At 57.9% G+C, this 14,487-nt stretch carries 10 protein-coding genes; 9 read left to right on the forward strand and 1 reads right to left on the reverse strand.

Annotated features, from left to right (window positions below):
• Window positions 1-75: 75 nt before the first annotated feature.
• The 6 genes from FE784_RS17665 to FE784_RS17690 are packed head-to-tail and all read left to right on the forward strand — an operon-like array spanning window position 76 to window position 7,773.
• Entirely contained in the window at window positions 76-1,290 is a 1,215-nt protein-coding gene (locus FE784_RS17665; protein WP_139603548.1) for an amidohydrolase family protein, read from the forward strand.
• Window positions 1,287-2,477, forward strand: coding sequence for an amidohydrolase family protein (locus FE784_RS17670; protein WP_139603549.1), 1,191 nt, complete (start codon window positions 1,287-1,289; stop codon window positions 2,475-2,477). The genes FE784_RS17665 and FE784_RS17670 overlap by 4 nt, the downstream gene beginning before the upstream one ends.
• On the forward strand, window positions 2,474-3,088 hold the full coding sequence (locus FE784_RS17675) for a GNAT family N-acetyltransferase (protein ID WP_139603550.1): 615 nt from the start codon (window positions 2,474-2,476) through the stop codon (window positions 3,086-3,088). The genes FE784_RS17670 and FE784_RS17675 overlap by 4 nt, the downstream gene beginning before the upstream one ends.
• A 46-nt stretch (window positions 3,089-3,134) precedes the next feature.
• Window positions 3,135-4,475, forward strand: a complete 1,341-nt coding sequence (locus tag FE784_RS17680; RefSeq protein WP_176706312.1) for an ABC transporter substrate-binding protein — start codon at window positions 3,135-3,137, stop codon at window positions 4,473-4,475.
• Between the two features lie 24 nt (window positions 4,476-4,499).
• Window positions 4,500-4,901 (forward strand): glycoside hydrolase family 3 protein, encoded by a 402-nt coding sequence (locus FE784_RS17685; RefSeq protein ID WP_139603552.1) that lies wholly within the window; start codon window positions 4,500-4,502, stop codon window positions 4,899-4,901.
• A 46-nt stretch (window positions 4,902-4,947) separates the two neighbouring features.
• Entirely contained in the window at window positions 4,948-7,773 is a 2,826-nt protein-coding gene (locus FE784_RS17690) for a polysaccharide lyase 6 family protein (protein ID WP_176706313.1), read from the forward strand.
• Between the two features lie 85 nt (window positions 7,774-7,858).
• Here FE784_RS17690 and FE784_RS17695 read toward each other — a convergent pair whose 3' ends face one another.
• Window positions 7,859-8,761 carry a DMT family transporter gene (locus FE784_RS17695; RefSeq protein ID WP_139603554.1) on the reverse strand — a complete coding sequence of 301 codons (903 nt, stop codon included), beginning with the start codon at window positions 8,759-8,761 and terminating at the stop codon, window positions 7,859-7,861.
• 1,025 nt (window positions 8,762-9,786) lie between these two features.
• Here FE784_RS17695 and pheS point away from each other — a divergent pair.
• From pheS to FE784_RS17710, 3 genes are all read left to right on the forward strand, one after another.
• Complete coding sequence (pheS, locus tag FE784_RS17700) at window positions 9,787-10,821, forward strand: phenylalanine--tRNA ligase subunit alpha (protein ID WP_139603555.1); 1,035 nt, start codon at window positions 9,787-9,789, stop codon at window positions 10,819-10,821.
• A 25-nt stretch (window positions 10,822-10,846) separates the two neighbouring features.
• Window positions 10,847-13,279 carry a phenylalanine--tRNA ligase subunit beta gene (gene pheT, locus FE784_RS17705; RefSeq protein ID WP_139603556.1) on the forward strand — a complete coding sequence of 811 codons (2,433 nt, stop codon included), beginning with the start codon at window positions 10,847-10,849 and terminating at the stop codon, window positions 13,277-13,279.
• Between the two features lie 183 nt (window positions 13,280-13,462).
• Window positions 13,463-14,487, forward strand: a 1,025-nt coding sequence (locus FE784_RS17710; protein WP_484217484.1) for a cell division protein ZapA, incomplete at its 3' end; no start/stop codon positions are given.

Genomic DNA, 14,487 nt, shown 5'->3' on the forward strand with positions numbered 1-14,487 from the left:
ATCGCAACCGGCGTCTTCCCAGGCGGGCGACGGCAGTTGCTTCAGATAACGAACCTATAAACGGAGGGGAAACAAATGGCAAAAGCGCCAACTTATTTGATTCACGCGGCAAGAGTAATCGACGGCACAGGGAAAGCTCCCATGGAGAAAGCATCGGTTCTGATCAGCGAAGGAAAGATTGTATATGTCGGCCCCAAAGAGCGGGCTCCGGCGCCGGAGGGCGTACAAATCATCGACGCGCCCGATCTGACCGTGATGCCGGGCTTGATCGACGGACATAACGGCATCAGCGGTTCGTTGGGCGCTGTCAAGAAACTGCGCTGTTATGTGCAGTACGGCATTACGACGGCTATTTCGTTTCACGGCAACAGACAAGGAAATCCGACGCTGCCGACGCGCGATATGATCGAAAGAGGCGAATTGCGCGGATGCGCGCAGCTTGTCGTCGGGCATGCGGTCAATTGCACGCACGGCCATAACAAGGGGCGGCTCGCCGACGGTCCGTGGGAAGTTCGCAAGGCGGTCCGCGAGATGCTGGAGCAGGGCGCGGAGTTTATTAAGACGGCGGCGTCCGGAGGCTTCTGGTACGAGAATGAATCGATGAGCTCGCCGAACTACACCCAGGAGGAAATGAACGCTTTAGTAGATGAGACGCACGCCTGGGGCAAAATCGTCGGGGTGCACGTGCATACGCAGCCGGGTCTGGATCGGGCCATCAAGGCGGGAGCGGACATCATCTATCACGGTTGTCAGATCGATGCGGCGGCAGTCGAGAAAATGGTCGAGAAAGGAATCTGGTACATCCCGACTTTGAAAGTGACCCATCCGCGGAACATCGCCGCTTGGGTAGATCGTCCATGGATGCGCGCGGAGATGGAGGCGTGCACGGACGTTCATCGCGAGGGGGTAAAGCTGGCCGTCAAGCTGGGCGGGAAGGTGGCGATGGGCTCGGACGGTCCCGGTACCCGCTACACGTGGCTGTACGGAGAAAATTCCGTATTCGAGGTGGCTGAATTGGTCAACTGCGGCATGACCCCGCTGCAAGCGATTTGCGCCAGCACGCTGCAGACGGCGAAGGCGTACCGCATCGATCATCGCGTCGGTTCCCTGGAAGCGGGCAAGCAGGCGGATATACTGTGCGTGCAGGGCAATCCTCTTGAAGATATCGAGCAACTGCAGGATCAGAACCGCGTCTCGCTCGTGTTCCTGAAAGGGAAGGTGGAGTATGCCGGCAACGCATACCGCGATTATTTCTCCATTCGCGACGAGGACGAGATCAAGCCGTTATGAGCAGGCGGCGTCCGGACTATGTCATTCATGCCGGCAAAGTAATCGACGGCACGGGGAGAGAGCCGCTTAACAATGCGGCGGTGCTGATCCGCGAAGGAGTCATTCGGTATGTCGGAGCCGGAGGCGGATTGCCCGCGCACGACGACGCGATCGTCATCGACGCGTCGAAGCTGACGGTCATGCCGGGCTTGATCGACGGGGATTCCGGCTTCTCCGGTGCGTTGGGCACCGTACAGGCGCTGCAGGCGTATCTTCGGTACGGTGTAACGACGATTGCGACGTTCAATGGCATCTCGCCGGGTAAACCGCCGGCCGCCGGTCTGCGGGATGCGGTGGAGAAAGGAATTTTGCGAGGCTGCTCGCGCCTTCTCGTCGGCCATGTCGTGAACGCGACGAACGGACACAATCGCGGGCGTACCGCCGACGGACCATGGGAGATTCGCCGGGCCGTGCGCGAGACGGCCGAGGCGGGAGCCGATTTCATCAAGACAGCGGCGACGGGCGGGTTCGTCGACACGGCGGACGGCGAAGGCGTCCATACGCTGAGCTATACCGCCGAAGAGCTGAATGCGCTCGTCGACGAAGCGCATGCCTGGGGATTGAAGGTGAACATCCACGCCCATAGTCAGCCCGGGCTCGATCGGGCCATCGAAGCCGGAGCGGACCGGATTATGCACGGCTGCTTTATGGACGATGCCGCTGTCGCGAAAATGGCCGAGCGGGGTACGTGGTATATTCCTACATTAAGAATTACGAGCCGGCTTAATATGGCGGCGTTCCGGGCGGGGGTGCTGGACAAAAAAGAAGCTTCCCACGATGTTCACCGTGCAGGCGTGCGCAGCGCCATCGCGAAAGGCGTTCCTATCGCTTTGGGCAGCCACGGTCCGGGTCCCGGGGCGATCTGGAAGCTCGGAGAATCGACTGCGGTCGAGCTCGCCGAACTAGTCGAATGCGGGTTGACTCCGCTTGCGGCGATAGCCGTCGGCACGCTGCATACGGCGAGGGCGTACGCGATCGATCATCGCGTCGGATCGCTGGAGGCTGGCAAGCAGGCGGATATCGTCTGCCTGGCGGGCGATCCGTCGGAGCGCATCGAATTGCTGCGGGATCCCGGCAACATAGCTGTCGTTTTCCAGAAAGGCCGTGTCGAGCATGCTTCCTTCGGGTTTCGGGAGTATGCCGAATGAAGCGCGGATTGCCGCAGGGCTGCAGGGCGTCGGAGAGCCGGTATGCGTACGGTCCTCCGGGCGACTCGCCCGGATGCGGCGTTCCGGTTATAGCAAACAACGACGGGGGAGTGCTTATGCGGATCAGGGAATGGACCGAGAACGATTTGGAGCGGGTGATGGCGATAACGGTCGCCGCATGGACACCTGTATATAATGGATATTTGCAGGCGATGGGTCCCGACATTTTTCATACGGTCCATGAGGGCTGGCAGGAGCGCAAGAAGCGTTCCATCCTCAGCTCTTGCCGCAATGGAAACGGAGTATCCGTATACGTGGTGGAAATCGGGGGAGACGTCGCGGCCTTTATCGGCTATCGTGTAGATACGGAGCAGAAGTGCGGGGTGATTTGGGACAATGCGGTGGACCCGGCTTACCAGGGCAGGGGAATTGCATCGGCCATGTACCGTTTCGTTCTGGAGAAGATGAAGGAGCGGGGAATGACGGTAGCTGCGGTCGTGACGGGCGGGGACGAGGCTCATATCCCGGCTCGCAGGGCTTACGAGAAAGCGGGATTCGACAAGGTCGTTCCATCCGTTCGATACTACATGCGGCTGGGCGAGTCCGACTAATCGATGATTGTAAGCGATTTCATATAATCAATCAGGGGGCATGAATATGGAAGTTCGGAGCAAAAGGTTTGCGACTTATGGGCTGGTCGCGGCTATGGTTCTTCTTGCAGGCTGCGCAATGGGGACGACGAACAAAGCGGAGGAGCCGCCAGTGCAGAAGGACGAGCCGAAAACGCCGGTGGAGCTGAAGCTGTACAATATAAGCGGAATTTTCAGCCCGGAGGAGTTCGAGGAGTTTTTCTTCAAGCCGCTCAAGGCCAAGCACCCGCATATTACGATCAAAGTCGTGCCGGCAACCGAGAAGCTGGATCAGATGGTAGCGAGCAATAACATCCCCGATATTCTCGTCGGTTCGAACGGGGATGCCAATACGCAGCTGACCCAGTACAACTTGCAGCTGGACGTCACGCCTTTGGCCGTGAAAACCAAATACGACCTGTCCCAACTGCAGCCGGCTTACGAGAAGCTGGCCAAAACGGTGTCAGACGGCAAGCTCTACGGGCTGCCGTTGTACGCCGGGGGCGCTCCGATCTACTACAACAAAGACTTGTTCGACAAGTTCGGGGTGCCTTATCCGTCCAAGCAGCTGACCTGGGACGAAGTATACGCCTTGTCGCAGAAGCTGACCCGGCAGGAAGGAGGCGTGCAATATTACGGGTTTCTGCCCGATACGGCGGTGCTCATCCATATGAACCAAAGATCGCTGCCTTTGCTCGACGCTTCCGGTCTGAAGCCGGCGTTCAATACCGACGACCGTTGGAAAGCGTACCTGCAGTCGTTTAAACGGTTTTACGATTTTCCCGGCTCCGAGATCAAGACGGCCTCCGACGCCACCGCGGCGAAAACATTGGCCCGCTTCAACAAAGATTTGACGCTGGCGATGTTCCTGTCCTCCAATCTGCGTGCGCCGTCCAGTCTGGAGGCCGTGGCGAATTGGGATTTGACGCCTTACCCGACGTTTGCCGACGCTCCGAATACGGGTCCGATGCCGTACGCTTACTTCGGCTTCGTCACCTCGACCAGCAAGCATCAGGAAGAAGCTTTCCAGGCGCTCGCCTACTTTGCCTCGGAGGAATTTCAGCTGACGATGTCCGAGCAAGCCCGGATGAAGCCTGTCGTGAAGAGCGAGAAAGTAACGAAAGCTTTTGCCGCGAAAAGCACGTTCTATGGAGGAAAGAATGTAAGCGCTGTATTTGCCCTGAATCCTGCGGAATTGGCCGCCTCCATGTTTACCCGTCACCATAATTTGGCGAGAACCGGACTGCTTAATGCGTTCAACGGCTATTTGACCGGAGCCGGAGACATTAACTCGCTCTTGAGAACGGCGGAAGAGACGGTCGTTAAAAATATTCAGGCCGAAGAGGAGAAGCTGAAGGCGCAAAAATAAAGCGCTGCTGCGGTCCGGCGCGGCGTGCGGGCGCGGCTGCACGACGACGTGTGCGAATGTCCCGGCGAAGAGCAGAAGCGGGAGTTGCGCGAAGCGCTTCGGCGCGGCGGCTATGATGCCGTATTGCTTGGCCTGTTTACGACGGTATCGTCCTACCGGATCGGCAGCGGAACCTTGCAAGGCGAGCAGATCGGCTTTATCCGGGAGCTTATGGGCATCGCGCCCGATATGATCGTTCTGTTGTTCGGCAGCCCGTACGTGCTTCGGGAATTGGATGCGCTGCGCAACGGATTGTGCATGTACGGCGGTACGAATGAGGCGATCGACAGCTCGCTGCGGGCCGTATTCGGGCAGTATAGTCCGACGGGCAAGCTTCCGGTCGACGTAAGCGAAACGTATCGATACGGCCACGGTCTGCGGATCTAGCAATTCCGTTACTGGGACGCGATCGATAGACGAGAGGAGTATGCCGATGTCCAACCTGAAAGCAACGGTAAGCCGAATATTCCAAGGCGTAATTGTTCTGATCCTTCTCGGAACGGTACTGCCTTATCCATGGAGCAGCGTAGCGCGTGCGGAAACGATCGTTCATGTTAGCAGCGCCGCACAGTTGGCCGATGCAATCGCTCAGGCGACGGCTGGGGATACGATTGTTCTGGCGGACGGAACCTACGCCGCGAATGAGCGCATTCATATGCTGAACAAGCATGGAACGGCAACAGAGCCGATTCGGATCATGGCGCAAAACAAAGGCAAAGCGGTCATTTCCGGAGATTTGTGGATTCTCATTGAAAGCTCGAGTTATGTGACGATCGACGGCTTGAAGTTTCAAACGAACGGAAATGCGGGAAATAAAGCGGTCTATTTGCTGCATACCGTCAATTGCCGCGTCACGAACAGCGTATTTTCGTTGAACGAGTCGATCGAAGCGGCGAACACGGTCGAATGGCTGCTTATCGAAGGCGATCAAGGCGGCTACAATCGGGTCGACCATAATTTGTTCGAGAACAAAATCCAGCCCGGCCAGTTCGTCACGATCAAAGGCTCCGTCACTTCCTCGGTCTACAACCGGATCGACCATAACCGATTCCGGAATATGAGGGTCATAGGCGTCAACGGCGGAGAAGCGGTCAAGATCGGCAACGGATCGCATAACAATTGGTCGTATGCCTATGCGACGCTGGAGTACAATCTGTTCGAGAACTGCGACGGGGAAGAGGCGGAGATGGTATCCGTCAAAAGCGGAGGCAATACGATCCGGCATAACGTCATCGCAGAAACGGCCGGCAGCGTCGTATTTCGGCGGGGCAACGGGAATTCGGCTTACGGAAACTATTTTCTCGGCAATGGGAAAACGAACACCGGGGGCATCCGCCTCCATGGCGAGGACCACAAAGTGTTCAATAACTATTTCGAGAATTTGGCCGGAAGCAGCAGCCGTTCCGCGCTGGTCGTCGGCAGCGGCGCTTCGGACGGCTCGTATGACCAGGTGAAGCGGGCGCTGGTCGCCTTCAATACGTTCGTGGGCAATACGAGAGGCTTGTGGATTTCCTTGGACGGGAATCAGACGGGGCGGCAGCTTCCCGAAGATTCGGTCATCGCCAATAATGTGGTTGTTGCGAGCGGAAGCTCCAAGCGGCTCGTTCAGGAGGCTGCAGCGACACCGGGAGTAGCTTGGGAAGGAAATGTCATGTATGCGGACCAGTCGGCCATCCTTGGCGCAAGCAAAACTTCTGCGGAAATCAACGTGACGGATCCGTTGCTCGTTCAAGGCGCAGACCGTCTGTACAGGCTGAGTGAAAATAGTCCGGCGATCGATGCGGCGGTCGGCGCTTTTCCATCGATTGCGGACGATATCGAGGGCCGAGCGCGCGATACGGCTCCGGATGCGGGCGCGATGGAATATGCGGTCATACCGCCTCTGACGGCGCCGGTTTTGTCCGGTCTGTCTGCGAGAGCGCTCCGGATCGGAGATACGCTCCAGGCGACAAGCTCGCGGGACGGGGCGCTTTACCTGATGCCTGGCATGACTTATATGACCGGCACCGTATTCGAAGCGGCTTATGGGAGCGGCTGGACCGCTCCCGGGGGAACGATGGCGGCCGCGCAGGCCGGTGTCGCGGCGGGACTGGATACGGAAGGACTGACGGAAGGCATCTACTCGTTGTATGCGGTTGATACAGCGGGCAACATCTCTCCCGGAATTAAAGTGCTGTTGCTGTCGGAAACGGACTTTGCAACCGTCGTGGACGATACCGAATATGCCGTGACCGTATCGGGCGCATGGACCGAGCTTGCGGGCGGCGGTTACTTTCTCGGCACCATGAAGAGGTCCAACGAAAGCGGCGCTTATGCGGACATTCCGTTCTATGGCAAACAGGCGAAGCTGTATGCGACGATGGCGAGCAACTACGGCAAAGCGGACATATATGTCGATGGCGTGTACCGGTCCACGATCGACTATTACAGCGCCTCGACGCAGGCGCAGCAGATGATGTTCGATACCGGTTTGCTTCCGGAGGGAAATCATACGGTTCGCGTCAAAGTTATTCGCCAGAGAAATGACGCGTCGCAAGGCTTCTATGCGACCTATGACGTGCTGAAGGTTCTTCGCGAGGATCAGCTGTCCCCCGGCTTGAGCGATGTAACGGCCGGACCCGTATCGGTAGGAGCGCCTGTGACGGCGACGAGTACGAAGAATGGGACGCTTTTTCTCGTTCCTGCGGCTACGCCGGCTAACCGATTCGCGATCGAGACGGTCGCCGCCGCAGCTAACGGGTCATCCGTCACGGTAACCGCGGGCGTATACGGCATGCTGGATACTTCCGGCTTTGCCAGCGGGACTTATATCGTATATGCGACGGACACGGAGGGGAATCTTTCCGCAGGCTCGGCTGTTATCCGTATCGTCAGTCCTGACGATATAGACGACACCGACAGCGCTGTCGGGTATTCGGGTGCGTGGACGGAGCTTGCGGGCGGCAATTACTTTCTCGGAACGGTGAGACGGGCGAATGCGATCGGGGCTTATGCGGATATCCCGTTCTACGGATCCCGTGCCAAGCTGTACGCCTCTCTCGGCAGCAATTACGGAAAGGCCGACATTTACGTGGACGGCGTATACCGAACTACCGTCGATGGCTACAGCCCGACTTCGATCGCGCAGCAGGAACTGTTCGATACCGGCGTCCTCCCGGAAGGGAACCACGTTGTAAGACTATATGTAATCCGGCAAAGAAACGAAGCATCGCAAGGCTACTATGTTACCTTCGACGTATTGAAGCGGATGAACGAGTAGCGGACGAGGAACAGTCGCAAGGCTCTTTAAACAGAATGAAAATGCCCGGGCGTCCGTATGAGCGACCGGGCATTTTTCTTTTCCGTCAAGAGACGTGCGGCTTCTTTTCGAGAGTGATCCAGATCAAGCCTGCCGCCATGCACAATGCACCGACGACTTGCCACAGCGTGATCTGCTCGTCGAACAACATATAACCGGCCGCCACCGCCGCGGCGGGAACGACGTATCTGAAAAAATTGGAACGGGCCGCGCCGATCCGGTACATGCACACATTCCAGACGATAAAGGCGACGACCGTGCACAGGACCACATTATAAGCAACCGCAAGCCCGTTTGCCGCAGTCAAGCCGGTCCAATCGACCTTTCCCCACGAACCGAGCGTAAGCGGGAACAGGAACAAGCTGCCGAACAAAATAAACCAGGCGCTCACCCTAAGAGCGGAATACCGCTTCATCAGCGGCATGCAGGCGAGATTGAACAGAGCTCCGATGATGCTGACCGCAAAGGCAAGCACATTGCCGAGCATATTCCGGGACGAGAAATCGATGCCCTCGCCGCCGCCGACAATGACCATCGAGACGCCGGCCATGGCGGCGATCCCGCCCGCTATCAGCCTTTTGGATATCGCTTCGCGAAAAAACAACGGGGCGAACAGCGCTGCGAATATGGGCCAAGGGGCCACATTCAACAGCGAAGCGTTGGCGAGCGTCGTATACTTGATCGAATACATGACCGCTATTTCCAAGCCCGTGATGCCGAACAGTCCGATCGCCATAAGCTGCAACGCCGCTTTGAACGAGACGCCGACGCTCCCTTCCCGTATTTTCAACAGGATGAAAAAGAACGGCACGGCCAGTCCGAAACGCAAAAACGTGAAAAGCGCGGGGTCGAACGTATCCATCGCCAGCCGGGATATCCCGAAATTCGCACCCCAAATCGCCGCGACTATGACAAGCCCGGCCACATACCAAAAAGATTTATTCCCCATGTCGTTCGCTCCACTCCGGTGCCGGATGGCATCCATCGGTTTGTTCGGGTATCCCTCGCGGCGGGCCGCGCCGCGTCGTACGCGCTTTCGAATCCGCCAAGCTTCATATTAGGTGATAACGGTTCGTGCGTAAAGATAAATATGGGCGTTCCGGGAAGGGATAGTCGGGAGCTTGACGCCAAAACGAATTGCTGAACGGGCGGACATGAGCACGGACTATGCTATCTGAACCTTATTTCCTTTGGCGAGCCGGATTTCATCCGTCCGTGCGACAAATAAGGTTGGTTTCAGCACTATCCGCGTCGTATCCCCACTTCGGGCCGACTTTAGTGCCGGTTTCAACCTTATTTCTGTCTTACCGCTACTCTTCGGTGGACCAAGCCAGCCTAAGCAATAACCGATTTGAACGTTATTTCCTGCAGAAGGCGCTAATTAACGGCTGCATGACGCCCATATGAGCGTTAAGCCAAACGGCGATGCTTGCCCTGCGATCGCACAATTGCCATGGCGCGGCGCCCGTCCTTGCAACTTTTCGCCAAATTGCATATAATACGTGTTAAATATTGAAATGCGACGACGGAGAAGAGTACGCAGCGCCTCCTTACAGGGAGGGAGCGCCGAAGATTGAGAGCGCTCCTAATGGAACCGGCTGCCGAAGTTCGCTCCCGAGCAGTCCTTTGAAACCGATCGAACGTCGGCAGCCGGCTCAAGCCCGCCTGTCGCCAATCGGCAAGTAGGGGGAACCGGTCCGAGCCGTTAACTCGGTTAAAGCGAAGACGTCGTTCGCTGTTGCGAAGTCCGCCTATCTAATGCGGATCGACGCGTTCATCCGTTTGCGATGACGCGGCTGGCGGCAGGACGTCTTAACAAGGGTGGTACCGCGGCACATTCGTCCCTTACCAGGGATGGATGTGCCTTTTTGCGTTCGATTTTTGGGGCTAACATCGGGGATCCCCGAAAAGTATCAGGAATAACCCCCGGACCTCTTCTTCACTTTTTGGGGATATATTAAAGGAGGAATCCAAATGCAAGAACGATTGCTCGCGCTGAAGGACGAGGCGCTGCAAGAGCTGGAACGGGTGGAGAACGCCCAGCAGCTGAACGACCTGAGAGTCAAATATTTGGGCAAAAAAGGACCGCTTACCGAAATATTGCGCGGCATGGGCGCCTTGAGCGCCGAAGAGCGTCCGGTCATAGGCCAAGTCGCCAATGACGTGCGGGCCGCCATCGAAGAAGTGATCGAGGCGAAGCAGGCCGGATACGCGCAGGCCGAGACGGAGAACCGGCTCAAGGCGGAGACGATCGACGTGACGCTGCCCGGACGCCCGGCCCCCCATGGAGCCGTCCATCCGCTGAACAAAGTCATTCAGGAAATCGAAGATATTTTCATCGGCATGGGTTATACGATCGCCGAAGGACCGGAAGTGGAGAAGGACTACTACAACTTCGAAGCGTTGAATTTGCCGAAAAACCATCCGGCGCGGGACATGCAGGATTCGTTCTATATTACCGAGGAGCTTCTGATGCGGACGCATACGTCGCCGGTGCAGGTTCGGACGATGGAGAAAAAGCAAGGCGAAGTGCCGGTCAAAATCATTTGCCCGGGCCGGGTATACCGCCGGGACGACGACGACGCGACCCATTCGCACGTGTTTACGCAAATCGAGGGGCTCGTTATCGACCGTCATATCCGCATGAGCGATCTGAAAGGAACGCTGCTCCAGTTCGTGCAGGAAATGTTCGGCAAGCAGGCGCGCATCCGCATGCGTCCTAGCTTCTTCCCTTTCACCGAGCCCAGCGCGGAGGTCGACGTCTCCTGTATGATGTGCGGCGGACGCGGCTGCCGGACGTGCAAGCATACCGGATGGCTGGAAATTCTCGGCTCCGGCATGGTGCATCCCCGCGTGCTGGAAATGTCCGGTTACGACCCTGCCGAGTATAGCGGCTTTGCCTTCGGGATGGGGGTCGAACGGATTGCCATGCTGAAGTACGGCATCGACGACATTCGCCATTTCTATACGAACGACGTTCGTTTCTTGAAGCAGTTCGCGCATATTTAATCAAAGGAAAGGAAGTGAACGGGACGTGAAGGTCTCTTATCAATGGTTGTCGGAATACGTGGACCTGAAAGGGTATACCGCCTCCGATCTGGCGGAGAAGCTGACCCGCAGCGGCATCGAAGTGGATACCGTGGAAAATCGGAACAAAGGCGTGACGAGCGTAGTCGTGGGCTTCGTCAAAACGCGGGAGAAGCATCCGGACGCGGACAAGTTGAGCGTTTGTACCGTGGATGCGGGCCAAGGCGAAGAGCTGCAAATCGTTTGCGGCGCGAAAAACGTGGCGGCCGGGCAGAAGGTGCCGGTAGCGCTTGTGGGAGCCGAGCTGCCGGGCGGTCTGCAAATCAAACGGGCGAAGCTGCGCGGCGTCGAGTCGATGGGCATGATATGTTCCGCGAAGGAGCTCGGCTTGAACGAGAAGCTTCTGCCGAAAGAACAGCAGGAGGGCATTCTCGAGCTGCCCGAGGACGCGAAAATCGGCGCATCGATTCTCGACGTGCTCGGTATAGGCGATGAGGTCATGGAGCTCGACTTGACCCCGAATCGTTCGGATTGCTTGAGCATGATCGGCGTAGCTTACGAGATCGCAGCCATCCTGGGCCGCGACGTGCTGCTGCCGACCGACGAAGTCGGCCTGCACCCGTCGCAATCCAAAACGGCGGAGCGGCTGCGCGTCGATATTAGCGCCGTCGAGCAATGCAGCCGTTATTCGGCCAGAATCATATCCGGGGTGAAAGTCGGTACGTCCCCGCTCTGGCTGCAGAGCAGGCTGATGGCCGCCGGCGTGCGCCCGATCAACAATATCGTGGACGTGACGAATTACGTCATGCTCGAATACGGACAGCCTCTGCACGCGTTCGACGCCGATCGGCTGGAAGGCGGCCGCATCGAAGTCCGGCTCGCCCGCGAAGGCGAGAAGCTCGTCACGCTCGACGACGCCGAACGGACGTTGTCGCCGCAAATGCTCGTCATTGCCGATGGCGCAAAGCCGATCGCTTTGGCCGGCGTCATGGGCGGCGCCAATTCGGAGGTAACGTCCGAGACGACGACGATCGTGCTCGAATCCGCCAAGTTCGACGGCGGTACGGTCCGCAAAGCGTCCCGTCAGCTCGGCCTGCGCTCGGAGGCTTCCTTGCGTTTCGAGAAGGAAGTGAACGCGGACGCCGTAGTTCCGGCATTGGACCGCGCCGCATCGCTGATCGCCAAGCTGGCCGGAGGCGGAATAAGCGACGGCATCGCGGAAAGCGTCGCTTCCGACGCGGAGCCCGTTACCGTATCCATCTCGCTGGAGAAGATCAACCGTTACCTCGGAACGGAGCTGTCTTCCCTCGAGATCAAGGTCATCTTGAATCGGCTTCATTTCCAATTCGAGGAAAAGGGCGACGGACTATGGAACGTGCATGTTCCGCTTCGTCGCGGGGATATTACGCGGGACGTCGACGTCATCGAGGAAATCGCACGGCTGTACGGGTACGACAACATTCCGGTCACCCCGATACTCGGAGCGACGACTCCCGGTTCTTTGACACGGGAGCAGTCGATTCGCCGTACGCTGCGCGGTCTGCTGACGGAAAGCGGTCTGCATGAGGTCGTTACGTACTCGTTCACCCATCCGGAGCAAATTGCCGGTTTCCGCGGCATGTACCCCTCGGCGAAGCCGATCGCCCTGTCGATGCCGATGAGCGAGGAGCGGAGCGTGCTGCGTACGAGCCTCGTGCCTCATTTGCTCGATACGGCCTTGTACAATCGGAATCGCAATATGGACGATGTGGCCGTCTTCGAAATCGGCAAGGTGTTCGTATCGTCCGAAGAGCAATTGACCGCTCTTCCGCAGGAGAAGCTGATGCTCGGGATCGTATGGACCGGCAAACGCTCGCCGGAGCACTGGGGCGGCAAGGCGGAGAAGGTGGATTTCTATGATTTGAAAGGCGTGTTCGAGAAGCTGACGGCCGTACTAGGCATCGCCGGGGTTCAATATTCGGCGGCTCAGCCAGAAGGGTTCCATCCCGGCAGAACCGCGAACATCGCAATAGACGCCAGTCCGATCGGACGTCTCGGACAGCTTCACCCCGCACTGCAGCAGGCCAAGGATCTGGAAGATACGTATGTGCTCGAGATCGAGCTGGAGCCGCTGATCGAGCAAGCCGAATTCCGCATCGAATACAAGCCGCTGCCGAAATATCCGGCCATCGGCCGCGATATGGCGGTCGTCGTGGATGCCGGGGTGCCTGTCGGGAACATCCGGAGCACCGCCGAGGCAACGGCAGGCTCGCTGCTCGAATCGATCGAAGTGTTCGATATATATACGGGCGAGAGGCTGGGAGGCGGCAAGAAAAGCGTGGCGTTCACGCTCGTATACCGTCATCCGGACCGTACGCTGACCGACGACGAGGTCGCCGAGCTTCACGGCAAAGTCGTTACGGCTCTTGAACAAACATTCGGCGCAGAGTTGCGCAGGTAGAAGGAAATAAGGCCGGTCACATCGAATGTAATAGGCGATGGGCCGGCTTTGTCGTTTCCGGGATCTTCAAAAAAAACTAGTCGTTGTTTTTCGACAGCTATCGTCATTTTTTGGAGTAGATTCGGGCCATAGCCACCCAGCCACGACATGTTCCGTGAGACGGAATGGAAAGGATGGGCAGATATGAGCAATGGAGATAAAATACGAGTCACAGTCGACATATATGGAATGGAATATAAACTGATGGGCGCTTCAAGCGCCGGATATACGAAGAGGGTCGCCGAGTACGTCAACGAGCAGATGCATCAAACGGCCAAGCTGTTTCCGCGTCTGGACACGCCGCGCCTTGCCGTGCTTGCTTCGGTCAATATGGCGGACGAATATTTCAAGATGCGGACGCAAATCGATGAGGTCCAGCAGCAGCTGCAAAATGCGAAGGAGCTCGGGGAGCGCTATACCGTGCTGGAGGAGAATTTGCGCCTGATACAGGAGTCGTCCGAGCAGGAGGCGGCGCGGTTCCGCGAGCGGGAACAAGAGCTCTCCGACGAAGTCGAACGCAGTCGGGAGCAGGCGGGACGCACGGAAAGGGAGCTCGAGGCCGAACGGCTGGGACGGGCGGCGTCTGCCGAACAGCATGCCCGGGAGCTGGGGAAGCTGCAGGAGTCGGCGGACGAGCTGCTGGAAGCGAACCTTTTGCTGGAGGAGTCCGTAAAAAGCCAAGAGCTTAAAGGCAGCGCTTTGGAGAATGACCTGCTGCGTCTTAACGAGACGAACCGCAAATTGGAATCGGCGAACCTTCAGCTGGAGGAAACGTACGGTCAATTGCGGGAGTCGTACAGCCAGCTGGAGATTACGAACAGCCAGCAGGTGGAAAGCTTCGAGCTGAAGCAGAAGCAGATGGCGGAGCAGATGGCGGAGCAGGAGGAGCAGCTGCTTCAGGAGCTCGTTACCCAGCAGGAAACGTACAAGAAGACGATTGAGGAGCAGCGCGGCAAAGCGAAGCAGGCGATCGAGGAGGAACGGCGCAAGGCGGAGCAAGCCGTGAAGGAAGAACGGCGCAAAGCCGAGCAATTGCTGAACGATGAGCGTCAGAAGGCGCAGCAGACGTTGGCGGCGGCGCGGAGTCAGAGCGAGGAAGCGTTGAAGGCGGCGCTGGAAGCGGAGCGCGAGAAGGCGGAGCAAGCGCTGTCGGCTGCGCGGAGCGAGGG

Source organism: Paenibacillus hemerocallicola (assembly GCF_006265175.1).
Classification (GTDB): Bacteria; Bacillota; Bacilli; order Paenibacillales; family NBRC-103111; genus Paenibacillus_AB; species Paenibacillus_AB hemerocallicola.